Source organism: Prevotella sp. E13-17, from assembly GCF_022024035.1.
In the GTDB taxonomy this organism is placed as follows: domain Bacteria; phylum Bacteroidota; class Bacteroidia; order Bacteroidales; family Bacteroidaceae; genus Prevotella.
This window is the reverse complement of sequence record NZ_CP091787.1, coordinates 1,983,783-2,009,193: the sequence shown is the minus strand read 5'-3', so window position 1 is coordinate 2,009,193 and position 25,411 is coordinate 1,983,783. Positions and strand designations below refer to the sequence as shown.

Annotated in this window: 24 protein-coding genes and 1 pseudogene; 15 read left to right on the top strand and 10 right to left on the bottom strand. The window is 48.5% G+C overall.

The genetic code is table 11. The features are described from left to right. Window positions 1-410: 410 nt before the first annotated feature. The gene (locus L6472_RS07925; RefSeq protein WP_237808040.1) at window positions 411-563 is read right to left on the bottom strand and encodes a hypothetical protein; all 153 of its coding nucleotides are present in this window, start codon (window positions 561-563) and stop codon (window positions 411-413) included. Window positions 564-677: 114 nt separating this feature from the next. Here L6472_RS07925 and L6472_RS07920 point away from each other — a divergent pair, with 114 nt between their 5' ends. After that, entirely contained in the window at window positions 678-995 is a 318-nt protein-coding gene (locus tag L6472_RS07920; protein WP_237803936.1) for a heavy metal-binding domain-containing protein, read from the top strand. Between the two features lie 89 nt (window positions 996-1,084). Here the strand turns inward: L6472_RS07920 and L6472_RS07915 are convergent, their stop codons facing one another. Both L6472_RS07915 and L6472_RS07910 read right to left on the bottom strand, forming a co-directional pair. Continuing rightward, a complete protein-coding gene (locus tag L6472_RS07915; RefSeq protein ID WP_237803934.1) occupies window positions 1,085-1,498 on the bottom strand; it encodes a rubrerythrin in 414 nt (137 codons plus the stop codon). 157 nt (window positions 1,499-1,655) lie between these two features. After that, window positions 1,656-2,051 (bottom strand): rhodanese-like domain-containing protein, encoded by a 396-nt coding sequence (locus L6472_RS07910; RefSeq protein ID WP_237803932.1) that lies wholly within the window; start codon window positions 2,049-2,051, stop codon window positions 1,656-1,658. Between the two features lie 180 nt (window positions 2,052-2,231). Between L6472_RS07910 and L6472_RS07905 the strand changes: the two genes are divergently transcribed. Together L6472_RS07905 and L6472_RS07900 are read left to right on the top strand one after the other, a co-directional pair. Then, window positions 2,232-2,738 carry a GNAT family N-acetyltransferase gene (locus tag L6472_RS07905; RefSeq protein WP_237803930.1) on the top strand — a complete coding sequence of 169 codons (507 nt, stop codon included), beginning with the start codon at window positions 2,232-2,234 and terminating at the stop codon, window positions 2,736-2,738. A 2-nt stretch (window positions 2,739-2,740) separates the two neighbouring features. Next, window positions 2,741-3,358, top strand: coding sequence for a hypothetical protein (locus L6472_RS07900; RefSeq protein WP_237803928.1), 618 nt, complete (start codon window positions 2,741-2,743; stop codon window positions 3,356-3,358). Here L6472_RS07900 and L6472_RS07895 read toward each other — a convergent pair. From L6472_RS07895 to L6472_RS07880, 4 genes are all read right to left on the bottom strand, one after another. Continuing rightward, window positions 3,355-5,256 (bottom strand): ATP-dependent DNA helicase RecQ, encoded by a 1,902-nt coding sequence (locus L6472_RS07895; protein ID WP_237803926.1) that lies wholly within the window; start codon window positions 5,254-5,256, stop codon window positions 3,355-3,357. The two genes, L6472_RS07900 and L6472_RS07895, sit on opposite strands and share 4 nt — an antisense overlap. A 4-nt stretch (window positions 5,257-5,260) precedes the next feature. Next, a complete protein-coding gene (gene recJ, locus L6472_RS07890; RefSeq protein WP_237803923.1) occupies window positions 5,261-6,985 on the bottom strand; it encodes a single-stranded-DNA-specific exonuclease RecJ in 1,725 nt (574 codons plus the stop codon). Between the two features lie 222 nt (window positions 6,986-7,207). Then, on the bottom strand, window positions 7,208-8,407 hold the full coding sequence (locus tag L6472_RS07885; protein WP_237803921.1) for an aminopeptidase C: 1,200 nt from the start codon (window positions 8,405-8,407) through the stop codon (window positions 7,208-7,210). A 6-nt stretch (window positions 8,408-8,413) separates the two neighbouring features. Then, complete coding sequence (locus tag L6472_RS07880; protein WP_237803918.1) at window positions 8,414-9,808, bottom strand: aminopeptidase P family protein; 1,395 nt, start codon at window positions 9,806-9,808, stop codon at window positions 8,414-8,416. 99 nt (window positions 9,809-9,907) lie between these two features. On the opposite strand from L6472_RS07880, the gene L6472_RS07875 reads away from it, so the two are divergent. From L6472_RS07875 to trpS, 4 genes are read left to right on the top strand one after another with little or no spacing between them, the layout of a single operon-like run. Next, complete coding sequence (locus L6472_RS07875) at window positions 9,908-10,756, top strand: patatin family protein (protein WP_237803916.1); 849 nt, start codon at window positions 9,908-9,910, stop codon at window positions 10,754-10,756. After that, entirely contained in the window at window positions 10,753-12,345 is a 1,593-nt protein-coding gene (locus L6472_RS07870; protein WP_237803914.1) for a PQQ-like beta-propeller repeat protein, read from the top strand. Before L6472_RS07875 ends, L6472_RS07870 begins: the two co-directional genes overlap by 4 nt. Window positions 12,346-12,350: 5 nt before the next feature. Beyond that, the gene (locus L6472_RS07865) at window positions 12,351-13,160 is read left to right on the top strand and encodes a phospholipase (protein WP_237803911.1); all 810 of its coding nucleotides are present in this window, start codon (window positions 12,351-12,353) and stop codon (window positions 13,158-13,160) included. A gap of 32 nt (window positions 13,161-13,192) precedes the next feature. Further along, window positions 13,193-14,239, top strand: coding sequence for a tryptophan--tRNA ligase (trpS, locus tag L6472_RS07860; protein ID WP_237803909.1), 1,047 nt, complete (start codon window positions 13,193-13,195; stop codon window positions 14,237-14,239). Window positions 14,240-14,340: 101 nt separating this feature from the next. Here trpS and L6472_RS07855 read toward each other — a convergent pair whose 3' ends face one another. Next, complete coding sequence (locus tag L6472_RS07855) at window positions 14,341-15,246, bottom strand: AraC family transcriptional regulator (protein WP_237803906.1); 906 nt, start codon at window positions 15,244-15,246, stop codon at window positions 14,341-14,343. A gap of 160 nt (window positions 15,247-15,406) precedes the next feature. Here L6472_RS07855 and L6472_RS07850 point away from each other — a divergent pair, with 160 nt between their 5' ends. The 8 genes and pseudogenes from L6472_RS07850 to L6472_RS07815 all read left to right on the top strand — a co-directional run bounded on the left by L6472_RS07850 (window position 15,407) and on the right by L6472_RS07815 (window position 23,037). After that, window positions 15,407-16,681, top strand: coding sequence for a TolC family protein (locus L6472_RS07850; RefSeq protein WP_237803903.1), 1,275 nt, complete (start codon window positions 15,407-15,409; stop codon window positions 16,679-16,681). A 4-nt stretch (window positions 16,682-16,685) separates the two neighbouring features. Further along, window positions 16,686-17,576 carry an HlyD family secretion protein gene (locus L6472_RS07845; protein ID WP_237803902.1) on the top strand — a complete coding sequence of 297 codons (891 nt, stop codon included), beginning with the start codon at window positions 16,686-16,688 and terminating at the stop codon, window positions 17,574-17,576. Next, entirely contained in the window at window positions 17,573-19,033 is a 1,461-nt protein-coding gene (locus L6472_RS07840; protein ID WP_237803900.1) for an ATP-binding cassette domain-containing protein, read from the top strand. The genes L6472_RS07845 and L6472_RS07840 overlap by 4 nt, the downstream gene beginning before the upstream one ends. A 4-nt stretch (window positions 19,034-19,037) precedes the next feature. Further along, window positions 19,038-20,138 (top strand): ABC transporter permease, encoded by a 1,101-nt coding sequence (locus L6472_RS07835; protein WP_237803899.1) that lies wholly within the window; start codon window positions 19,038-19,040, stop codon window positions 20,136-20,138. 4 nt (window positions 20,139-20,142) lie between these two features. Further along, window positions 20,143-21,246, top strand: a complete 1,104-nt coding sequence (locus L6472_RS07830; RefSeq protein WP_237803898.1) for an ABC transporter permease — start codon at window positions 20,143-20,145, stop codon at window positions 21,244-21,246. Between the two features lie 100 nt (window positions 21,247-21,346). Next, window positions 21,347-21,520: a hypothetical protein gene (locus L6472_RS07825; RefSeq protein WP_237803897.1), complete on the top strand. Its 174-nt coding sequence runs from the start codon at window positions 21,347-21,349 to the stop codon at window positions 21,518-21,520. A gap of 949 nt (window positions 21,521-22,469) precedes the next feature. After that, a pseudogene (locus L6472_RS07820) lies at window positions 22,470-22,661 on the top strand (DNA damage-inducible protein D); the annotation flags it as partial. 91 nt (window positions 22,662-22,752) lie between these two features. After that, the gene (locus L6472_RS07815) at window positions 22,753-23,037 is read left to right on the top strand and encodes a MarR family transcriptional regulator (RefSeq protein ID WP_237803896.1); all 285 of its coding nucleotides are present in this window, start codon (window positions 22,753-22,755) and stop codon (window positions 23,035-23,037) included. A gap of 301 nt (window positions 23,038-23,338) precedes the next feature. Here the strand turns inward: L6472_RS07815 and L6472_RS07810 are convergent, their stop codons facing one another. Continuing rightward, window positions 23,339-24,628, bottom strand: coding sequence for a type II toxin-antitoxin system HipA family toxin (locus L6472_RS07810; RefSeq protein ID WP_237803895.1), 1,290 nt, complete (start codon window positions 24,626-24,628; stop codon window positions 23,339-23,341). After that, window positions 24,625-24,924, bottom strand: coding sequence for a helix-turn-helix domain-containing protein (locus L6472_RS07805; RefSeq protein ID WP_237803894.1), 300 nt, complete (start codon window positions 24,922-24,924; stop codon window positions 24,625-24,627). The genes L6472_RS07810 and L6472_RS07805 overlap by 4 nt, the downstream gene beginning before the upstream one ends. Window positions 24,925-25,411 lie beyond the last annotated feature (487 nt).

The window sequence follows — 25,411 nt, the reverse complement described above, 5'->3', positions numbered from 1 at the left end:
CTAAAACCGAAGCTATTATTTCTGGTCTAGCCCCTGGATGCTCTACATCCAGCCCTTAGAACAACCGTATCCAGGGGCTAAAACGACTCGTTCCAGGGGCTGGATGCGTCACATCTAGGGGCTGGACGGACATCAAAAGTAAAGCTATTACAACGCAAAAGCGAAACTATAACAAGACGAAAGCAGAACTATGACAGTGCGAAACCGTTCCTATTCCGACCAAGAACAACGCCACCATGACCCTCCCGATGGAGGGGGGAATCCTGTCTTTCTATCTGATTTCTACTTTATTGATTTCAATCTAAAGAATCTGCTGAGCCTCTGTTGAAATAACAAAAAGAAAATAAAGGATTACACCTGTGATTTTTTCGCTTGAGCCCCAGCGGAACTAATTGCCGGGGGGGGCACGATTAGTTGTCGTTGATGAATGATTTGGTGGTCATGTCATAATACAGAGCCTCTAACTCTGCCAACGTTAGTTTCTCGACGGAGTGCTCAATGATGCGAATAAGTTCGTCGCGCCGTCCTTCGTCCGACTGTCTGAAGCGATTCATGTATCCCATAATGACTATGTGTTCTCGAATTTTTCGGCAAAGATAACTATTATTTGTCAATTGATTGCAACTTTTCAACTTATTATTACGTCTAACTAACAGAAACTTTTAAAACAAACGATTATGATTCTATCAACAACTCCACAAATCGAGGGTCACACCATTCGTGAGTACAAAGGTGTTGTGACCGGTGAAACAATTATTGGTGCCAATATGTTCAAGGACTTCTTTGCCGGCATTCGTGACATTGTAGGCGGACGAGCTGGCAGTTACGAGAAAGTGCTGGCTGAGGCCAAGGATACATCTCTGCAAGAGATGATGCAACGTGCGGCGGCTCTTGGTGCCAATGCTATTGTGGGCATAGACATTGACTATGAGACCGTAGGTGCCAATGGTTCAATGCTGATGGTAGCCACCAGCGGAACTGCGGTTGTTATATAAATAACAGAAGGTGGAACCGGGTTCCTACGTTATTTTATATCTATTCTATAGATGCGAAAAGAGCGCTTTTGCGCTCTTTTTTTGCATGTTTAAATCAGTCCTGACAAGATGTTGCCGTGTCGGTGCTCGTCGTTCTTGACACTCTCCACCTCGGGATATTCCGCAATCAGATGTTCATAGCCCACGGCAGCTTTGTATTCGCCATCGGCCATCATGCGATAGAGTCGCTTCTTGCCCATCAGGTAATAAAGGATGACGATGAGGCGCGACATGGTTTTCTTAGGTTTCAATGCAACCTTCGTGTAGGCATGAAATACGCTGGCATGCCTGCCTTCTTCTTTGGCCAGTTGTACGAATGCGTCGCGCTCTTTGCTCGTCTTGGCCAATTTTGCCAGTCTCTGATACATCAGCACAGCATCCAGTTCACCCTGTTGACTGCGTAATAACTCTTTGAGGTGCAAAGCGGATTTGGAATCAAATGTGTTTGTTTGTTCTTGAATCATATTTATCATTTATTTCGTTGGTCCTGAATATCTGTTTGGCTACATGTGTCTGGTAGTTGCGCTACCAGGCTTTGGTAGTCTCAGTATCAATGCTTGGTACTGTCTGTACCAGATTGTGGCACTGTTTTTGGTACTGAGGAATGCCAATGCTGGTGGATTATTTTTTGTCAGGCTGCGTGACGACCGGCTTTTGGGCTTCTGTCCATGCGATGATGCCACCCTTCAGGTTTATCAGTTTGAAACCTTCGTTCGACAGCAGGTAGGCTGCACCTGCCGAGCGTCTGCCACTGCGGCAGTAGATGGCAATGGTCCTGTCGGTGGATAGGGTGGCCTTTGCTTTCTCAATGAAATCATCTTTCTTAAAGTCTATGTTGATAGCCCGCTCGATATGGCCTTCGGCGTATTCACTGTCAGTTCTTACGTCTAAAACGACGACATCGTCATCTGCTATCAGTTCGGCAAATCCATTGACGTCAGTGTCTTCAAATGCCTGTTGTCCCCATGCCGTGTTCAGTCCAAGCATAGCCAGCAGGCATACAAAAATCTTTTTCATTAGCTCTTTAATTATTCCCTAATCAGTTTATCGGCTGCAAAGATACTGCTTTTCGGCTATTAATGGGGGGCGCGTGGCTCTAATAAAAGTTAATTGACTAAAACGAATGTTGAAGTGTCACAGATTATTCGTATCTTTGCACCCTCTACAACGCAGCGCTTGCTGTGTGTGACGTAAGATATGAATAGGATAATCAGAGAAGCTAAACCAGCTGAAATACCAGAGATTATGCAAGTGATGGTGGCTGCCAAGGGCATCATGCGACAGTCTGGCAACAGACACCAGTGGGGAGACGGCTACCCTTCGGAAACTATCATTTTGTCGGATATGGCGCGTCGTGGTGCCTTTGTTGTAGAAGACGGAGGCCGTGTGGTGGGCTATTTTGCCTTTTTGCCTTCGCCCGATCCTACCTATTTAAATATTTACGAAGGAAAGTGGGTCGATGATTCTCGACCTTATCATGTGGTGCACCGCATTGCCAGTCTTCCCGATGTGCACGGCATCTTTGCCAGTGTGATGGAATTCTGTCTGTCGCACGACAGGAATATCCGTGTGGATACGCATCGCGATAATCAGATTATGCAGCACAACCTGCTGAAGCATGGTTTCGTGTATTGTGGCATTATCTATCTGTTGTCGGGCGATGAGCGGTTGGCCTATCAGCTTGTTTTACCAGAAGCCATTTGACGATGAAACAAAAACTCTTATTCTTCCTATTCATATTGATGTCTGTTGGGGCGTGGGGAAAGACGAAGATCACCAACGAGCAACAGGCCAGACAGATTTTTGATAAAGCCTACAATCAGGTGTTTGGTCCGCAAGGTGCAACGTTGCGCTACGACGTGGATATCATTGGTGTCTATAAAACGCATGGCACCATTTGGTATAAAGGAAAAAAGCAGCGCTTTACCGATGAGCGCGTAGATACCTGGAATGATGGCGAGACGGCCTATATGGCCTATCGCAAACGTCGTGTGGTGGAGGTGCATGATGCGATGTCTGACAAAAAGGATAAGTATTCTGGTAAGTTTAAGTTCTCCTTGGATGATTTTTCGTATCGCGTTGAGAAACAAGGAAGTAACCTTCTGTTGACGCTCAAACAGAAGAAAGGCGCCAAAGGCACGATTAAGGAGGTGAGGGCGACAGTGACTCAGGGCACTTACCACCCCGTATCTCTTAAGATTAAAGTTGCTTTTATCTGGGCAAAGATAAAAATCAGTAACTTTAAATCGGGCGGAATAGATGATAATATGTTTACGTTTCCTCGCAATAAATATAAAGATTGGGAGTTTGAGGACAAGCGTTAGTTGTCCAATTGGACAGTCGTTCCGTCGATTATGATTTCTTCGTTGAATGCCATCTTGCGTAGTGCGTTTTGTATGGCTTCGGTATCAAACGCAAGCTGCATCAGTTCTTTGCAGTCATGGGCCTTCTTGTCTGTCAGTATTGTTTTGATGGCTTCGCTGGCAGCTTTCGTTTCGGCTTCAAAATCAGACTTGTTGTTGTATGAAAGACACACGTCACACTGTCCGCAAGGTTGACTGTCGGTCTCGCCAAAGTAGCGCAACAGCTGCTGACTGCGACACTGGTTGTCGGTCGTAATATAGTCAATCATGTGTTGTATGCGTTCGGCGAATCGTTCTTTCAATGTCTGATAGACAGCGGGTGGAAAGGAAAGGTGTCGCGACTCCTCGCGTCGCTGACGATAGCGGATGATGGGTGTCTTCTTTTGTGGTATGAACTGGATGATGTTTTTCTGGGCCAAACCTTTCAGCAAGAGGTACACCATTGGCGTCGTAGAATCGGTCTTCTGCGCCAAGAATGCCTCGTCGATGTACTGAAAGTCGTTGAAAAGTCCGCTATAGTTGCGCAACAGCGTGATGATGAGTGTGTCCTCCTCCTTGCTGTTGCCATGCAGACGATAGAGATCGTCGCGCTCCAGCAGGAATTTCACACGTGCCTTGCTTTCTTCTTCCTCACGATATTCGATGTAGCCTGCACGATCCAAAATCTTCAATGCTGATTCTGTGGGTATGGGGAAGTGCTTGAAGTTGTAGCAGAACTTGTCCAAAGGGAATTCGAATGCTGCGTTGTAGCCCGAGCCAACGCCAATCTGATAGAAGTAAGCCAGGTGGTCGTAAACCTTGCGGATGTAGTCTTTCTCGGGGAATGTGTCAACAATACGCCTCTGCAACTTCATGACGTCCTTGCCGTTGTGAAGCAGAACAGCGTAGGACTTCTTGCCATCACGTCCAGCACGACCAGCCTCTTGGTAGTATGCCTCAAGACTGTCGGGACAGTCAAGGTGTATCACGATGCGCACATCGGGCTTGTCAATACCCATGCCAAAGGCGTTGGTGGCAACGATGATGCGCACTATTCCCTCTTGCCACTCCTTCTGTCGCTGGTCTTTCACGTTGCTGTCAAGCCCGGCATGAAAGAAAGTGGCGTCCAGTCCGTTTTTGCAAAGCAGTTCTGCGGTATCCTTGGTGCGTTGTCTGCTGTTCGTATAGACGATGGCTGAGCCCGATGTACTTTTCAGGATGTGGATGAGCTGCTCTTCCTTGTCGGATGTCTTTCTGACGACATAAACCAAGTTCTTGCGCTCGAAACTCATGCGGAACACGTTCTTTTGCTTGAACAGCAACTTCTCTTGGATATCATCTACCACTGGGGGGGTGGCGGTTGCTGTCAGTGCTAATATGGGGGTGCCGGGCAAAAGCTTACGTATGTTGCCGATGGCCAGATAAGAAGGTCGGAAGTCATAGCCCCATTGGCAGATGCAGTGGGCTTCATCAATGCAGATGAAGCTCACCTTCATGTGGCTGAGTTTCTGTAGAAAGAGTTCTGTAGAAAGGCGTTCGGGGGATACATAGAGTAACTTTACCGCTCCGAAGATAGCGTTCTCAAGTGTTTTGATGATGTCATCGTGCGACAAATCAGAATGAATGGCTGCTGCACGGATGCCTCTTTTCCGCAGGTTCCGGACCTGGTCTTTCATCAGAGCTATGAGAGGAGTGATGACGATACACGTGCCTTCTTGTGCCAATGCCGGCACCTGAAACGTGATGCTCTTGCCACCGCCTGTTGGCATCAGACCTAAAGTGTCTTTGCCTTGGCCGATAGACTCGATGATGTCTCGCTGAATGCCGCGAAAATCATCATAACCCCAGTATTTCTTGAGTATATCCTTGTAGCTGTTCACTGCCTTATTCGTCTTCAGAAGGACGTATGTCTTCTATCTGTAGCTGAACTTCGTTGCGCTTGTAGATGTTCTCTTCGATGGTGTAGGCAATGTCAAACGAACGCTTAGACTTGATGTAGCGTGCTGCAGCACTCTGTCCAAAGGCAATGCCGTTCATCACGTTGCTTGAACGTGAGTCAACCAGTTCCAGCTTGATGTGCTCTTGTTGCTTGCCCACCACCTTCGATGTGCCGTAGTCATAGACGTTACGTGTGCAGAAGATCGGCTTGGGGTTCTCGGGGCCATGAGGCGCAAACTTCTTCAGGTCGTTATGCAGCTTCTTGGTGATGTCCTTGAAATCAATCTCAGCCTCTACGTCGAGCATCGCCTCTGTTTGTTCTGGAAGGATGTGTTGACTGACGTATTGCTGGAAGCGACGACGGAACTCGGGGATGTTCTCAACCTTCAGCGACAGACCTACGGCGTAGGTATGGCCACCGAAGTTCTCCAACAGGTCTCTGCATTCCTTGATGGCATCGTAGATATCGTAGCCGGCCACGCTGCGAGCCGAGCCAGTAGCTATTCCGTCGTTGCACGAGAGGACCACCGTGGGGCGATAGTATATTTCCGTGAGGCGTGAGGCGACGATGCCTACCACACCTTTCTTCCATCCCTCATCGTAGAGAACGATAGCCGACTGGTGTTCTTGGCTCTCCAATCGTTCAACGATTTGGTTGGCCTCTTCTGTCATCTGTTTATCGATGTCCTTACGCTGTTCGTTGTATTCGTTGATGTGCGTGGCTTCCATCAGTGCCTTTTGGAAGTCGCGCTCCACCAATAGGTCAACAGTTTCGGTTCCATTCTGCACGCGTCCGCTGGCATTGATGCGGGGACCTATCTTGAAGATAATGTCGCTCATGGTGATTTCGCGTCCTGTGAGTCCACAAATTTCGATGATGGACTTCAGACCCACCGATGGGTTTTGGTTCAGCTGTTTCAGTCCGTGGAATGCCAGGATGCGGTTTTCGCCCGTCACAGGAACAATGTCGGCAGCGATGCTCACGGCGCAAAACTCCAGTAGCGGAACCAGTTGCGAAAAGGCGATGCCGTTGTTTTTGGCAAATGCCTGCATGAACTTGAAGCCCACACCGCAACCGCAGAGGTGCTTGAAGGGGTAGGTTGAGTTCGCACGTTTGGGGTTCAGGATGGCCACGGCACATGGCAACTCATCGTCGGGCACGTGGTGGTCGCAGATGATGAAGTCGATGCCTAAGCTCTTAGCATAGGCAATTTCATCGATTGCTTTGATGCCACAGTCTAACACGATGATCAGTTTTACGCCTGCCTGTGCTGCATAGTCGAGCGCTTTGATACTGATGCCATATCCCTCTTCGTAGCGATCGGGGATATAGTACTCGATATTGGAGTAGAACTGCTGCAAGAACTTATACACCAGTGCGACTGCCGTGCATCCGTCCACGTCGTAGTCGCCATACACCATGATGCGCTCCTTGCGTCCCATGGCATCGTTCAAGCGGTCCACAGCGACGTCCATGTCGTTCATCAAGAACGGGTCAATGAGCTCGCTGAGCATAGGACGGAAGAATCGTTTGGCGGCCGATTCGGTGCGAATGCCACGCTTGATGAGCAGTTCGGCCAGGATTGGGCTCATGTTAATCTTGTCAGCCAATTCCTTTGCCGCCAACTGTCGTTCAGGCGTGGGAGGTTCATAATTCCATTTAGAGTTCATTATATTGTTTTTTTATTTTCGTTTCAGGTGCCATCGTTGCCTATTACGGCAATAATAGCATACAAAGGTAACGATAAAAAACGAAAAAGCGGCATATCCTGCTGAAAATTTAACAGAATATGCCGTATTTTATGGAAAACGGCTTTTTGCTACTAAGTTGTTTGACTTCTCGCCGTTTTAATGCAATGCTTCTTGCTTCCTGGCTATTTTGCTTACAGCAACTTAGATGCCAAGCTTCTTGCGGATGTTCTTAGGAATGGCGTTCTTGTTTACCAAGAAGTCCATGGTGTTGGCTGCAATGAAAGTCTTGGTCATGTACCAGATGCCTTTGTAGTCGCCAGACTCGCCCCATGAGTTCTTGACCATATAATACTCCTTGCCGTTTTGGTCCTTGGCAACACCGTAGATCAGCATGCCGTGGTCGTCGGTCAGTTCCCAGTTGTCAAAGCGCTCCTGACGCAGCTCCTGTGTGGCTGTAATCTCGGGAACGGTACATCCCAGTGAGTCGATCAGGTCACGCTTCTTAGTGGCGGTCATTTTCAGCCAGCGGGCCATGTCGCTACCAGCCAGACTCTCAGTCTTCTTGGTGTCGATGGCGTAAGCAAGTCCCTGACGTGTGAAACCGTCTTCAGACACATCGCCGCCCCATGCGATGGTATAACCCTTTTCAATGGCATTGTCGATGACCTGCATCATCTCGTCCATGGGCAGGTTATAGCTCAGAGGGGCGCGCCAGTTGTCCTGCACCTCTACAGCAAATCCGGTATAGAAGGGGTGGTGTGTGTAGCTGGTGATAGACACATAGTCGTCCAGATTGATGCCCAGACTCTTTACGAAGCTCTGTGGTGTGTATTTCTTGCCCTCGTAGGTGAAACTCTCGGGGCACTGTCCCAGATAGGCATCCAAAATGCCCTGCAGTCCCACCTTCCACTGGCTAGAGATTTTCTTGGCGTTGCTCTTAGCGATAGCAGCAACGTAGGGCTCCAGCAGTGAGAAGAACTCATTGAAGTTGTTCAGTGAGTCGCCGTAGAGAGAACCGGGGAAGGGCATGGCATCCTCGGGGCAGATGCCACACTTCTTCATTGTGGCCAGCACGTCTTCGGCAGAGCCACCTTGAGAGAACTGGCAGTCGCCGTGGTAGCGTACGACCTGAATGGCGCGATCCATGTAGGTCTTGTTGGCTACGAAACTCTCGCAGAGGTCATAGGTCTTACCGGTAGTCTTCAGGATTTCGGCCTCGAAAAAAGAAAGGGTAGAGTAGTCCCAGCAGGTGCCACTGCGGTTTTGGTCCTTTACGCTGGTAATAGGATTCTCTTTAATGGTGGTGAATACAGGCTTGTTGCACTTGGTAGTGTCTTTCTCTTCAGCCTGTGCACCAATGGCTAGTAAGGCCAGAAGTGTGATTGATAGTAATCTTTTCATTTTCAATTAATTATTATTCATAAATGATTCTAATTCTTTAGGGTGATAAGGGATGCGTTTTGAACCCAGGAATCGGCATCCATCCTTGGTAATCAGGAGGTCGTCTTCGATGCGTATGCCGCCAAAATCCTTATAGGTCTCCAGCATGTCGAAATTCAAGAACTCCTTGCAGTGTCCCTCGCTGCGCCACAGGTCGATGAGGTGAGGAATGAAATAGATTCCTGGTTCATCGGTTACTACAAATCCTTCCTCCAGTCGGCGACCCATACGCAGGCAGTTGGTACCAAACTGTTCCAGATTGGGACGAGTCTCTTCGTCAAAACCTACGTAGATTTGTCCGAGTCCTTCCATGTCGTGAACGTCCATACCCATCATATGGCCAAGTCCATGTGGGAGGAACATGGCATGGGCACCGGCGCGTACTGCCTCCTCGGTGTCGCCCTTCATTAGTCCCAGTTCTTTCAGTCGGTCGGTCATCAGTCGGCATACAGCGAAGTGCACATCTTGATACTTCACGCCTGGTTTGGCTACTTCAAGTACGTAGTCGTGGCAGGCTTCAACGATGGTGTAAATCTCCAGTTGCTTTTGTGTGAACTTGCCACTTACGGGCATTGTGCGTGTGTTGTCCGAACAATAATCGTTTAGTTCGCATCCAGCATCGCATAGTGCCAGCCGTCCAGCTTCCAGTTTGGCATCGCTGGGGTTGCCGTGCATGATTTCGCCATGCTGCGAAAAAATGGTGGCAAAGCTGACGCCCTGAGCCAGACTGCGTGCAATGCCGTCCACCTGTCCACCGATGAAGCGCTCGGTGACGCCTGGCTTGATGAGCAGTTGGGCCGTGGTGTGCATGGCATAGCCCACATCGCAGGCTTGCTCTATGGCTTCAATCTCCTGTGGCTCTTTTGTAGATCGCATTTTAACCACCGCTTTGATGAGCTGCAGCGATGCAGCCTCCTTCTGCTTTGCGGGGTGAATGCCCAAGAGATCCATGATCTGAATCTTGGTGTCGTGTCGATAGGGGGGCAGGAAGTGCTTCTGAGCCTTATTCCATTGACCATTCATCTTATTGGCCAGTTCCTTAACAGGGGCCGTATTCATGACGCCTACCTCTGCACCAAGGTCTGCAACAGAAGGTACGAATCCCATCCAAACGATGTCTTCGATATCGATGTCATCGCCGAAGATCCATTCTTCGTCATTATCCACATCGATGACTCCAATCAGTCCGTCACGGTGTTGGCCGAAGTAGTAGATGAAAGAAGAGTCCTGACGGAATGGCGCATAGCTGTTGGCAGGATAGTTGGCAGGTGCTTCGTTGTTACCGAAAAATATGATAACACCGTTGCCTACCAGCTTTTTTAGTTCAGCTCTGCGACGAGTGTAAGTGTCTTTTTGAAACATAATTGTGAAAATTTCCTGCAAAGTTACTCATTATTTATTAATTTGTGGAGAAATCAATGTGAAAAAACGAAAAAATGTGTACCTTTGCAACGAAAACGCATGGAATGTTTAGGGAAAGACACGGGATTAGTGCTTGAAGGCGGCGGAATGCGTGGCGTCTTCACCAGTGGCGTGCTTGATGCGCTGATGAAGTACGACTTTCGTTTTCCCTATGTGGTAGCCGTTTCGGCCGGTGCCTGCAATGGGCTTAGCTATATGAGTAATCAGCCACGTCGGGCGCGCTATTCTAATATTGACATGCTCAAGAAGTATGACTATATTTCGCTGAAGTCATTGATAACTGATGGCAGTATTTTTGACCCCGATGTGCTCTATAAGCGTTTTCCCAACGAGATATTGCCGTTTGACTACGAGTCATATCGTAATAATCCTACAGTCTTTGAGGCCGTAACCACCAACTGTCTTACAGGTCGCGCAGAATACCTGAGTGAGCGTTCAGACGCTGCTCGCTTGACGGCTATTGTCAAGGCCAGCAGTTCACTGCCTTTCGTGGCTCAGATTACAATGGTTGACGGTATTCCCATGCTCGATGGTGGCATTGTTGATTCAATTCCTGTATTGCATTCTGTGGAGCAGGGACATCCGTTTAATGTAGTGGTGATGACGCGTAATCGCGGCTATCGTTCCACCGAGCGTGATATTGATATACCGAGGATGATTTACCGTGACTATCCTCGCCTGCGTGTGGCGTTGAGTCGGCGTGTACGTGTTTACAACGAGCAACTCGACATGGTCGAACGGATGGAGGACTGGGGTGAGGTGTTGGTCATCCGTCCGCAGCGTCCTATGGAAGTAGGGCGCATGTGTCAGGATGTGGGCAAACTGGAACGCCTCTATGAAGAAGGCTTTGCAGAAGGTGAGAAATTTGTAAAAAAATATCGATTATGAAATACTTGGCACAGGCATTGTTTCTGTTTCTCTTGCTGATGACGGCTTGCACAGGAAAAGGTGTTCAGACAGTCTTTTCCGTTGATGCTTCCGACAGTGATTCGGTGGTAGTTGCGCCGACTCTTGAGGAGCTGACGTTGCCAGACACGATGTATGCTTCGGCAGCAGTCGTGGACTACGTCGTGGAAGCTGACGATTCAATGCTTCATTTCTTGATGGATTATGACGACCGCTATGAGCGCAGTGACCGAGTGATGACCTTCCGCAAGAACCTGCGTCGCGATGCAGACTTCGGTGGCACGGTGAACGGCATTCCCGACACAATAGAGACCGCCTGGACCTACCATACTCCCTATCGCACAGACTCAACACGTTTCGGTTCGTGGGGTGGGGGTACCGGTTGGACGGGGCAGCCTTTGTATGCACACTGGACAGAAAAGGAAATGGCACAGCTTCGTGAGCAGTCAAGGGCTCTTACTACTGATTTTGGTCCAGAGGAAGTGATGGTAGGTTCGCTATGTGGCAAAGCATTCTTTTTGAACTTCCAAACAGGAAAGCCTTCACGTCAGCCACTTGATTTACATAATGTGGTGAAAGGAACGATGTCGCTTGACCCCGAGATGATGAACCTTTACTCAGGACAGGGTGTTAGCATCAAAGATCCGCTGGGCTGTCAGGCTTTCGACTTGCTGAAACATGAGCGCACGTTCTTCTTCAACGATTCGCATGCTTGGCGTGGATGGCAGGCCTTCGACTCTTCGCCCGTGGTGGTTGGAGGCTATTTGTTCTGGCCAGGCGAGAATGGTTCGCTTTATAAATTTGAACGTACGCCTGGTGGACATCTGCGTCGGTTGCAGACATTGCGCTACCGTGTTAATGGTGTGGCTCCGGGCATTGAGTCCTGTCTCTGTGTATATCTCAACTATGGTTTCTTCAGCGATAATCGTGGCAATGTGATTTGTGTGAACTTGAACACCATGAAGCCCGTATGGCGCTATGATAACCATGACGACAGCGACGGCACTGTGGTCTGTCGCGAGGAGAACGGAATACCTTATTTATATACTGCGTGTGAGATTGATAAGCAGGGTGATGTCGGCACTTGTCATTTTGTTAAGCTGAAGGCCTTGAACGGCGAGCGTGTGTGGGAACGGCAGATAGCCTGTCAGCGCGTGAATCTGCCAGGTAAAACGCTCGATGGCGGTATGTACTCTACACCCCTGCTGGGTTCGGGCGATTGTGAGGATATGATATTTGCCAATATCTGTCGCAACGGCGCTTCGGCCAGCCGTGGCGAACTGACAGCTCTATCTACGCGCGATGGTAGTGTAAGGTACACTGTGCCCTATGGCAACTTTTGTTGGTCTTCGCCAGTGAAACTGCTTAACGAACATGGTCAGATGTTTATCTTCACGGGCGATGCAAGTGGCTATGCTCGGTTGATTGAAGGCAAGACTGGTCGTGTGCTCTGCAAGAAACTTGTTGGTGCCAATTTTGAGTCATCACCTATTGTCGTTGGCAATGCTGTCGTGGTGGGTTGTCGAGGCACCATGATTAATAAGTTTATCATAAAAAAGAAAGGAGAATAAAGCCTATGTTGAAGCGATGTGTGTTGTGTTGCCAGTTCGCCCTGTGTGCGCTGTTTAGCTATGCACAGTATGACTTGCTTTCGGCCAAGAAAAATGTTATTCCCGGTGGCTACAACTTCTGGTTGTACACACCAGAGGACTACTATTACTCACAGGAGTCCACACCACTCCTTGTATTTCTTCATGGTGCCAGCCTTTGCGGGCGCAACTTAGATCGTGTGTTGCGCTATGGCACCATCGATGCCATCAAACGTGGACTTGACGTACCTGCATTAGTCGTTGCACCTCAGAATCCTGGTGGCGCATGGAGTCCTCATAAACTGAATGACATCCTTGAGTGGCTCGACAAGAATGACTATACCTATGACCATCAGCGCGTTTATGTTCTCGGTATGAGTTTGGGAGGCTATGGCACGATGGACTTTGTGGGCACCTATCCTGAGAAAATTGCAGCAGGCATGGCCCTTTGTGGCGGTTGTTCGCTGACAGACCAATCGAAGTTGGGCGAAGTGCCACTGTGGATTATCCATGGTACGGGCGACCGCGCTGTTTCGGTCAAGCAGTCGCAGAAAGTGGTCGAAGGACTGAAGCGAAACAAGCAAGCTACACGTCTGCGCTACGACTGGTTACGTGGTGCCTCGCACGGTGCTTTGTCGCGCTACTTTTACTCGCAGAAGACCTACGAGTGGCTCTTCTCGCATCGTCTGGACGATGTGGGGCGCCCCGTTGAGCGTAGCATTAATATCTCACAGTCTGACTTACAAGATGCTTACCGCAAGATGCAGAAACGTGTGGATCAATTGGAATTTGACTAATTTTGAAAGATTTAAATACATAAAAGATTTATATGGGAAAAGTAATTTTGACGGGCGACCGTCCCACAGGAAAACTACATTTGGGTCACTTCGTTGGCTCACTACGCCGCCGCGTAGAACTACAGAACGCTGGCGACTATGACCGCATGTTTGTATTTATGGCCGATGTTCAAGCCTTGACAGATAATGCCGACAATCCCGAGAAAATTCGCAATAGTGTCACACAGGTGGCCCTCGATTATCTCTCTGCTGGTCTCGATCCCACCAAGTGCACACTCTTCATCCAAAGCGGTGTGCCCGAGTTGGCTGAGCTCACGACCTATTTGATGAACCTTATTACCGTGAGCCGTGTTCAGCGCAACCCCACAGTGAAAACTGAGATTAAAATGCGTGGCTTCAGTGGCGAGAGTATCCCATTGGGCTTCTTCTGCTACCCTGTGTCGCAGGCTGCCGACATCACACTATTCAAGGCTACCACTGTGCCTGCTGGTGAGGATCAGGAACCTATGCTCGAAGTGACACGTGAGTTGGTGAACCGTTTCAATAATACCTATGGCCCCGTGCTTGTAGAGCCTAACATTATGTTGCCAGAGAACCTGACCGCACGTCGTCTGCCTGGCACCGACGGTAAGGAGAAAATGTCGAAGTCGCTGGGCAATTGCATATACCTTTCAGACTCTGCAGATGAAGTATGGCAGAAGGTGCGCTCTATGTACACAGACCCGACTCATCTCAATGTCAGCGACCCAGGCCACGTGGAGGGCAATGCTGTCTTCACCTATCTTGACGCCTTCTCAACCGAAGAAGACTTTAAGAACTTCTGGCCAGAGTATCAGAACCTTGACGAGTTGAAGGATCATTATACCCGTGGAGGTTTGGGCGACATGAAGTGTAAGAAGTTCCTTAACGAGGTTATTAATAAATTCTTGGAGCCTATGCGTCAGCGTCGTGCTGAGCTGGAGAAAGACATTCCCGAGATCTACAACATTCTGCGCAAGGGTACAGAAGCTGCTCGTGAAGTGGGAGCACAGACCATGAGTGAGGTTCGTCGTGCCATGCAGATTGACTATTTTGGTTAAGCCAACTTTCAGTACAGGCTTTTCCGTGCGATGGTTCTCTTTTGTGCATTTTTTCACAAAGAGAACCATCGCTAATTGTTTTTATAGGGGCAAGTGGTTTGTTAACAGATAGATTTATATTCACTGGGTGTCATGCCAGCGAGGCGACGAAAATATTTTGAGAAGAACGAGGGATTGGCAAAGTGCATCTCCTCCGAAATTTGCGCTGCAGACTTATCAGTGTGGCGCAGTTCTATTTTGATGCGGGTAATGAGGGCACGGTCTATCCAGTCTTTGGCGGTAGTCCCGCTGGTTTGACGGATGGTGGTGCTCAGGTAGCGCTCGGTAAGGCACATGCGTTCGGCATAGTAGCCAATTTGATGATGTTCGGCACAATGTTGCGTGACCAGTTGGAGGAAACGGTCGAAGATGGTCTGCTCGCGTGAACGATTGTTGGCCTGTTGGTCGGCCTGTTGACGGAACAGATGGTCGTAGTGGTGCATCTGTGCGGCCACGAGGGCAGAGATGGTGGGACGGTGATAGTTGTCGGTGGCATGAACCGTTTGCCAGATGGTGTCCAGGATATGTATGGTAGTGGCGATATCTTCTTCATTGGCGGGTATCTGGAAATCGCGCACCTGACCGTTGAAAGCCGATGGCATCTGCCCCTGTGCAAAGGGAATGGGGAAGTTGGCGAAGAGCCCCATACCGAAAATGCGGAGGTCGGGCGACAGACGTTTGGGGTGAATGATGGTGCCTGGACCGATATAGATGAGTGTGCCGCTTGTGAGGTGGCGGTCTTGCAGGTTTAAGTTGATATCGGCCTCACCGTTCATAACGATGCCCAGGCGATGGTCGTTGATGATGAAAGGTGGTTTGTGGCGTATGAGCAGACTAAACACCGTGCAGTCGCCACGAACCATTCCCAGTTCGTTATTCAGGAATACATGCTCTCGGATTTGCGAGAGGTGTGGTGTAAGGATGTCGCGCATTCGTGAGGCATCCATCAATTGCGGCTGTCTGTTCATTATATGTTCTTTTTGCTGGCAAAGATAATTATTTCCCGCAAAATAATGCTCTGTTTTTATAATTATCGAACAAAAAGATCATTTTTCCATTCTTACAGATAACGCCGCGATGAAATAAACATCGTATTTTTGCACAAGGAAATTAATGACAAAATAAGATATGAAGAAATTGGCTTTAGCTTTAACGATGTTGCCGATACTATCACAGGGACAGACACTGGAAGAGTGTCAGCATGCAGCTGAAAAGAATTACCCTCTGATACAACAGTATGGACTCATCGAGAAAACCACCAAGTTGACGGTGGCCAATATCCAGAAAGGATGGCTACCGCAAGTGTCTGCATCAGTACAAGCTACGTATCAAAGTGATGTGACGGCGTGGCCCGATGAGATGAAAACGATGATGAATGGTATGGGCATAGACATGAAGGGACTTGCAAAGGACCAGTACCGAGTGGGCATTGATGTGCAGCAGACCATCTATGATGGTGGCGTCATTGGAAGCAGGAAACGCATAGCCAGTGAACAGGGCAAAGTGCAGTCGGCTCAGAACGAGGTAAATATATATGGTGTTAGAAAGCGCGTGAACGAGATGTTTTTCGGATTGTTGCTGATTGACGAACAAATCAAACTGAACAACGACCTTCAGACATTGCTGGCTGGCAACGAAAGCAAATTGGAGTCGATGACTAAGCGGGGAACTGCAGCCGAGAGCGATTTGCTGAGTGTGAAGGCAGAGCGTCTCAACGCAGTGCAAAAAGCTACTGATTTGGCATCGCAGAAAAAGATGCTCCAGCACATGTTGAGCGTCTTTTGCGGTATCGAAATTAACAACTTACAGAAGCCACAAGTGATGGATGATGGCGGAAGTATGGTGGCCGAAAGCCACAGGCCGGAACTGAAGGTGCTGGATGCACAGATTGGTGTGCTAAACGCTCAGGAAAAGGCTCTCAACACAGCTCTGATGCCGAAGGTGGGCGTGTTTGCTCAAGGCTTTTACGGTTATCCAGGCTTGAATATGTTTGAGGATATGATGAACCACAAGTGGAGTCTGAATGGCATCATTGGCGCTCGAGTAACATGGAATATCGGCGCCCTCTATACTCGCAAAAATGACAAGGCAAAATTGCAGTTGCAGCGTGATATGACGGAAAGCAGTCGGGAGGTGTTCCTCTTCAATAACAATCTGGAACAGATTCAGCAGCGTGAGAATATGGCGCGTTACCGGAAATTGATGGCGCACGACGGTGAGATTATCTCGTTGCGACGGGCTGTGAGAAAAGCGGCGGAATCGAAGTTGGCACACGGCATCATCGACGTGAATGACTTGGTGCGCGAGATTAACCAGGAAAATGCTGCCTGCGTGCAACAGACGGTACACGAACTTGAGATGCTGAAAGAAATATATGATAACAAATACACGACAAATAATTAAGCACATGAAAAAGATATATGTATTGGCAGGAGTGACCTTGATGATGACAGCCTGCGTAGGAAGTGAGAAAGACTACGATGCAACAGGGACGTTCGAGGCTACCGAAATTACTGTGTTTGCCGAACAGAACGGCACATTGCTGACGTTCGATGTGAATGAGGGCGACCTGATTGAGGCAGGTCAGGAAGTGGGACTCATAGACACCACACAGACGTGGCTGAAGATTCAGCAGATGGATGCTACTAAAGCATTTTATCAGAGTCAAAAGCCCGATATGGAACGACAGATAGCTGCCACGCGCCAGCAGTTGGCTAAGGCTCAGCAAGACGAGCAACGCTACCGCGAACTGGTGGCTGACGGGGCTGCTCCTTCGAAGATGCTCGATGATGCCACGAGTCTGGTGAAGGTGCTGCAGAAACAGTTGGATGCTCAGATCTCATCGCTAAGCACCAGCACACAAGCCCTCGACAAGCAGACGGCTGCTGCCGATGTGCAGAAAGCACAGTTACAGGATATGCTGCGCAAGTGTCATATTGTGACTCCTACTAAGGGAACTATACTTGAGAAATATGTGGAGCCTGGCGAGTTTGTGGGTGTGGGAAAACCGCTGTTTAAGATAGCCGACACCGAGTCGATGTACCTGCGTGCCTACGTCACTTCTGCCCAGTTGCAGAACATCAAGATTGGTCAGCAGGTGAAGGCGTTTGCCGACTATGGCGGCGGGCAGCGCAAGGAGTATGCCGGCACCATCAGTTGGATTTCCTCCCGTTCGGAGTTTACGCCAAAGACGATTCTTACCGACGACGAGCGTGCCGACCTGGTGTATGCTGTCAAGGTGGCTATCAAAAATGATGGCTTCGTGAAAATAGGTATGTATGGGGAATTGAAGCTATGAGCGCAATAGAAGTCAAGAACATCAGTAAGTCGTACGGAGGGGTGCAGGCACTCAGCGATGTGTCGTTTGCTGTCGGCAAGGGCGAGGTCTTCGGACTGATTGGCCCCGATGGCGCCGGCAAGACATCCATGTTTCGCATCCTCTGCTCGCTACTGCTGCCCGATGCGGGCACGGCGGCGGTAGATGGCTACGATGTGGTGAGGCAGATGCGCGAGGTGCGCAGCCGTGTGGGCTATATGCCGGGCAAATTCTCGCTTTATCAAGACCTCACCATCGAGGAGAACCTGAACTTCTTCGCCACCCTTTTCGGCACCACCGTTGATGAGGGTTACGACGCTATCAAGGCCATCTATAGTCAGATAGAGCGGTTTAAGGACCGCAAGGCAGGAGCACTTTCGGGCGGTATGAAGCAGAAGTTGGCACTCTCATGTGCATTGGTGCATCAGCCCAGTGTGCTCTTTCTTGACGAGCCTACTACGGGTGTCGATCCTGTGAGTCGTAAGGAGTTATGGGATATGCTGCTCATGTTGAAAGATCAAGGTATAACAATCTTGGCTTCAACGCCTTATCTCGATGAGGTGCGCTGTTGTGAGCGCGTGGCTTTTCTGGACCAAGGGAAGGTGCGCGGTATTGGCACTCCCGACGCTATCCTCAGCCAGTTTGCCGATATCTTTAACCCGCCAGGCATAGAGCACGAGAAAGATACAGAAGTAAAAGACGACAACGTCATTGAGGTGGAACATTTGGTAAAAGCCTTTGGCGATTTCCATGCTGTCGATGATATCTCATTCAGCGTGAAGAAGGGGGAGATATTCGGATTTTTAGGAGCCAACGGCGCTGGCAAGACAACAGCGATGCACATGCTGACAGGACTGAATCAGCCCACCAGTGGAACGGGGAGGGTGGTAGGCTTCGACATTCGCACGGAGTATGAACAAATCAAAAAGCACATAGGTTATATGTCGCAGCGCTTCTCGCTCTATGAAGATCTCACCGTGGCTGAGAATATCCGCCTCTTTGCCGGTATCTATGGTGTGAAACCTGATGATGTGAAACGTAAGATGGATGAAATGCTTCGGCAGTTGAAGTTTGAGGACCATCGCAACGATCTGGTGGGGTCTTTGCCATTGGGCTGGAAGCAGAAACTGGCGTTCTCTGTTTCTATATTCCATGACCCAGGTGTGGTATTCCTCGACGAACCTACTGGTGGTGTTGATCCTGCTACGCGTCGTCAGTTCTGGGAACTCATCTACGACGCTGCCCATCGTGGCATCACCGTTTTTGTGACTACCCACTATATGGATGAGGCTGAATATTGCGATCGCATCTCTATCATGGTGGACGGCAAAATCAGTGCACTCGGCACACCCGATGAACTGAAACAGCGTTTCCACCAGCCCGATATGGACCACGTGTTTACCTATCTGGCCCGTCAGGCTACCCGTTCAAGTGATTAAGCGTATGAAACAGTTTATAGCATTTGTTATCAAGGAAACTAGGCATATCCTGCGCGATAAGCGTACGATGCTAATACTCTTCGGAATGCCTGTGGTGATGATGCTCCTCTTCGGCTTTGCCATCACCACCGATGTGAAGCATGTGCGTACAGTGGTGGTCACGTCAGAAATGTCACCCCGCATCCAACAATCTATAGAGCGATTGGCTCAGTCGGAATACTTCGTCATCACTCAGACGGTGAACACCCCGCAAGAGGCAGAGCTGCTTATTCGCAGTCAGAAGGCCGATATGAGCCTCATCCCCAGCCCCTCTCCAAAGGGCGAGGGGAGTAGTAACCTTCAGTGGCAAATCATGGTTGACGGTAGCGACCCCAATATGGCTCAGCAATGGACCACATACGCCCAAAGCATACTGTCTCAGCCAGTTGACGACAAACACTATTCACTCCCCTCGCCCTTTGGAGAGGGGCTGGGGGTGAGGCTCCTCTACAATCCCCAGATGAGGTCGGCCTACAATTTTGTGCCTGCCATCATGGGTATGCTGCTGATGCTCATCTGTGCTATGATGACTTCGATTTCTATTGTTCGCGAGAAAGAGAAAGGTACGATGGAGGTGCTGTTAGTGTCGCCGGTTAAGCCTCTGATGGTGATTATTGCTAAGGCGGTGCCCTATCTGGTGTTAGCTTTTGGCATCCTTATCACCATCCTCCTGATGGCGCGTTATGTGTTGGGTGTGCCTTTAGCTGGTTCGCTATTCTGGATTCTGTCCGTGAGCACGCTATATATCCTGTTGGCGCTCTCGCTGGGATTGCTCATCTCCAGTGTAGCCCAGACACAGCTTGTTGCCCTGCTGCTTTCAGCGATGGTACTATTGATGCCTGTGGTGATGTTGTCGGGCATGCTGTTTCCTGTAGAGTCGATGCCGCAAGTGTTGCAGTGGCTATCTGCAGTGGTGCCTCCACGCTATTATATCGAGGCTATGCGAAAGCTGATGATTATGGGGGTAAGCATAGGCGAGGTGGCTTACGAGGTATCTGTGCTGGCAGGTATGACTGTCGTGCTACTGGCTGTCGCGCTGAAGAAGTTTAACGTTAGGTTAGAGTAGAATAATGACACTGAAATATCTTATACAGAAAGAGTTCCTGCAGATACGCCGCAATGCGTTTCTTCCCAAACTCATTATCATATTCCCCATCGTGATCATGTGCCTCATGCCGTGGGTGATGCAGATGGAAGTGAAGAACATCGTAGTAGATGTGGTTGACATCGATCACACAGTGGAGTCGCAACGGTTGGTACAGCAGATAGCAGCCTCCAACTACTTTATTTTTGGTGGACAGAAAGCTACCTACGCTGAGGCGATAAAGGACGTGGAGAAAGGCAGGGCCGATGTCATTTTGGAAATACGTGATGGTAAATATCTCATTGCAGCCAATGCCGTCAACGGCACCAAGGGGGCTATGGGCAGCGCCTATCTGAGCCAGATAATAAGACCCACCCCCCAGCCCCTCCCTGTAATGGAGGGGAGTGGCTACTCTCAAGGGCAGCAGGTATCTGCTCCCTCCCTCACAGGGAGGGCTGGGGGTGGGTCTCTTCTCCTCTACAACAAAGGCCAGAACTACAAACTCTTTATGATTCCTGCGCTTTTTGCCATTGTGATAATGTTGATGACGGGCTTCCTGCCTACACTCAACATCGTTGGCGAGAAGGAGGCTGGTACCATCGAACAGATCAACGTTACACCCGTTTCAAAGTGGTCGTTCATCCTCGCCAAACTCATTCCTTACTGGCTCATCGCACTGTTTGTCATCACCGTTTGTTTGCTGTTGGCATGGATTGTCTATGGCATTACACCAGCCGGTCCGGTGTGGCTTATCTATGTGCTTGCTATGCTACTGGCGCTGTTTTTCTCTTCGTTCGGACTCATCGTGTCCAACTACTCAGACACTATGCAGCAGGCCATGTTTGTCATGTGGTTCTTTGTGGTTAGCATTTTGCTACTTTCTGGTCTTTTCACCCCAACGCGCTCCATGCCCCAGTGGGCTTATCTTACCACCTATATCAACCCCATGCACTACTTTATTGATGCTATTCGCACCGTCTTCATCCGCGGTGGAGGTTTGCTCGAAATTGCCCATCAAGTCTTAGCCCTTGCGGCCATAGGTGCGCTGATGGGCTGTTGGGCTGTACAGAGCTATAAAAAGAATAGTTGACTTTTAAAGAACCCAACGGCGTGTTGGCTATGAACACTCTGATAGCCAGCAGAGTCACGAGCTTCATTGTGATAACGTAGTAGTTACTATCTTTTAATACATGTTGTTAAATAAGGTTAAATACATGGAAGTAGGCACACCGATAGTCAACGGTATCAACAGCATCCATGCTGACGGTCAGCTTAAAGAGGCTCACACCCTGAGCGGTCAGAAGGTAATGGGAAGCTACCGTGGCATCGTCATTGTGAACGGACATAAAGTGATACGCAAGTAGTGTCAATGCCTGTTTCAGACTTTGCCTTACAATGAGGGGTTATGTTCCCCGATAAATAATCACAGAGGATGTGTCACACAAGACAGTGGCACATCCTCTTTATTTGTTGCGTAAAAACCTAAATAACGGTGTACGCAACGGCATCCAGCCACACGACTACAATAACGTTGTCCGTTCCGCAGAATACAAAATCGACACGTTTTGCTTCCTTTCGTTTATCAATGCCGAACTGCATGTGGAAGAGATTCAACGGCTCAGTTGCAATTGCGTAGGTTTCGCGGTGCTCCCAGAGTCTTGAATTGGCATTTCCAGAGTCTGGAGAGGTTCGTTTTAAAGTCTAAAAGCACGTATTCTAAAGTCTAGAAGTGGCGTTTCTAAAGTCTAAAACCGAAGCTATCATTTCTGGTCTAGCCCCTGGATGCTCTACATCCAACCCTTAGAACGACCGCATCCAGGGGCTAAAACAACCCGTTCTAGGGGCTGGATGCGTCACATCTAGGGGCTGGACGGACATCAAAAGTAAAGCTATGACAACGCAAAAGCGAAACTATAACAAGACGAAAGCAGCACTATGACAGTGCGAAACCGTTCCTATCCCGACCAACGAACCTCCTGAGGGAAGGGGTAATCACATATTTTTCGTACTTTTGGTCTGAAAACTGCGCTTCATCTGTCGATATAGTGGGACTTTTGCTGTTTTCGCTTTCTAAAAAGGAATACTTGACCGTTCAAAAGAAGAATCTCTATAAAGTGGAAGAACTTGACTGTGAGTCAACTTGTGCAAAAAATGCACATGTTCCTTTTTGGAACATATGGATAATGAAGGAAAGGGCAGAATCTGTGGTAGTCACAAAATTTGCGAATACCACTCAGCGTGGTGCAAAGGTTGTTATCAGTCTGACAAACAAGAATAGCGATGAGTAAAACAGAATACAAGCGTTTAGGCGACTATATCAGAGAAATGAATGTTCGTATCGGCGCCATAGGTCGTGCTATAGAATCATGTAAAACGCTGGGAATCAATGTTGATGACCATTTTCGTGAGGTCACGAAAATGATAGCTTTGGCCAAAGGGACACAACGTGAAGCGCAGGACTTTGTGCTCACCCGATATGCCTGCTATCTGATTGCTCAGAATGGTGTTCGTGGCATGTTGGGACAACGAGGCATCAGACCTGAGTCGCTGCCTTGCCGACCGTGTGATAGCCACCCAACTCGACCTGCTAAGGCTGATGAGAGACGATGATACTGTAAATGATACTGTAAATGATACTGTAAATGATACTGTAAAACGCACGAATACCTCTCTGTTGTCCAAAACTGAACAAGCGGTACTGGATGCTATTAGTACGCATCCCGATTACTCTTATGAACAACTGGCGGCAACTTGCGGCGTCTCGCGCCCAACCATTGCCCGAACAGTCAAGTCACTACAGATTCATGGACACATACGTCGTGTCGGTTCTGATAAAACAGGTCACTGGGAGGTGATTAACGAAGTTATACGTGAATCTTGAAACCAAAAGTAGGCTTATGCCTTCGGAGTGGGTTCGTAGTAGGTTCGGAGATGGAAGAAGCAAGAACGCTAAAAGGGCACAATAAAAACAATGTTAATAGTTTTTTTAATAGAGTACAGATGAAGCGAATTTGGAATACGTTTTGCGAAGATATCAGCAAGAACAAGGGCGTAAAGGAAATGACCTTTGAGAAAGTGTTATCCCGCTGGATTTCAACGAGTTTCTCTCTGTACGCTACATGTTTCAATTGCGCTGCAAGGTTACACATTTTTCACGAAAAACGTGCAGAATTTGCTACTTTTTATAGTTCATCCCAACGAATAGAATATGATTCTAACAACTTTGCGGGTATTTGTATTTCTGTAGCGATTTTGCGCCAGTCTTTGATTGCAGCACGAACCTCCTCGATAATTTCTGATGCTTCTTGGTGTTCAAGCATGTAGCTCTCGCTTGCAGAGAGTAGGACATTGATGTCCGACTCTTCTGTGTATGAGTCTATAAGCAAGCATTGATGTGACTTTGCTCCTGGATTGATGTCGTATGCAGGAGAGAGCGTCCAGCCTTTCGGGGTGAGCAGGAAACCATGATTACGGAAGTGGTCGTCGGTGTTGCCAAACATGACGTTAAATGCCACTCTGCGATAGAGTTCGCGGAGATTCTGGCGCACATCGGTACACCCACGAAGAATGAAATCAACGATGTCAAGATAGCCGTTACCTGTGCCGCTGCCGGCTCCATCATCAAGACCAAGCAACGACATAGCGGAAGCAAAATGAATGCGACAGCCCTCTACTGTTCTATCGAAGCGTTCAGAAAGAAGCAGATTACGGTCCTTTGATATCTTGATGGTGCGCGTCTTTGCCACGTTGATACCAGCTTTTGCCGCAAGTTGATGCGAGAAGTGCTCAATAAGCTCCGTATTCTCCAGATCCTTTTTTGATGGGAACTTTGCCACGTACAGTTTTCCGTCAGTATCAACCACGTTGGCCTTAGGACGAGCACCACCAAGTGAGCTTCCCGGGGCAATCAACTGGTCGAGCCAGCGTTGTTCTGGTAGTTCGTTACGTTCTTCAGCCAACTCAATCTCATGACTAGCATCGCACAGGGCACGGAGACTCTCAATTGGGGGAACAAGGTATTTTGCACTCGCGTTCTTGCGTCCCGTTGGTAGCAAGCCAGCAGAGCTGGAGCGGATGTAGTCATCACCTTCTTCCTCTTTGTAACGTATGCCACCCATGCGCGTAAAGTCTTCAATCCCTATGAGGTAGTCGTAATTAGTAAGCATACGTTTCGGCCTACTTTCTTGTTGGGCAGTTAGTCGCTCTCTGCGGTCGAGCAACAAACGCCCCCAGCGATCGGGGAAGGAATCCTTGACGAAGCCGAAGACATTATCATTACCACGAGGATGCTGCAAAGAAGGAACGTTCATTAGGTCACCGCTCAACAGAATGCCGCCATGCTGTTTTAGCCACTGGCGCGAATACTCAAAGACAAAATGGTCTTTGCCACGAACATGTTCGTAGCCTAATGTTCCAATCTCTTCGGGAGAGGTTAGGAAGTCAAAATCTGCATAAACTATAATTCTTTTCATTTTCCCAACAATTCTGCATCCTGAAGCTGTCTGCCAAGAGCATCGTCGGCAGCCAGCAGGGTGATGTCATTTTCCAGATTAAGTGCAAAGAGAACACGTGCATAGATACCCATAGAAACCGTTGGGTCGCCATGTTCCACCTTTGAGACAGTTAGGCGTGTCACAGTAGCTCTGTCTGCAATGTCCTGCATAGACAAATGTCTGCGCTTGCGGGCCAACATGATTTGCTCGCCCATAATCTTTAGGTTCTGGCTCAATGCCCTTGGCATCGTTTTACCAAATGTATTCTTTCCCATAATTGTATCTTATTGGGTGCAAAGATAAATAAAAATGTTTAATATAACAAACATTTTATCAAATAATCTGTTTAGACTACTCTTTTTGGGGCTTTTTTTTATAGATACCTGCAATTTTGTCGATTAACAATCGATGAGTACATCTTCATAGGACCTCTTTATGAAATTTTATGGCTGTAAATTTTACGACTATACAATTTGCTTCATAAAAGACACATCAATTGTGTTATGGCATAATGATGGTATTGATAATTTGAAGCGATGATTTGTTAAAAGACAAATATTTTTGCCTCTCTGTTCATGTTTTTATCAAAACAAAATGATATCTGCTGAAAAATCGCTATCTTTGTACCCAAGCTAGCTCGGAGAAGAATATGTATGGCAAGTGAGTATTGTTTATGGACTTGAATAATCAAATCATCATATATCAGACAGAGGATGGACAGACGCAGGTGGATGTCCGTTTGGAGAATGAGACAGTGTGGCT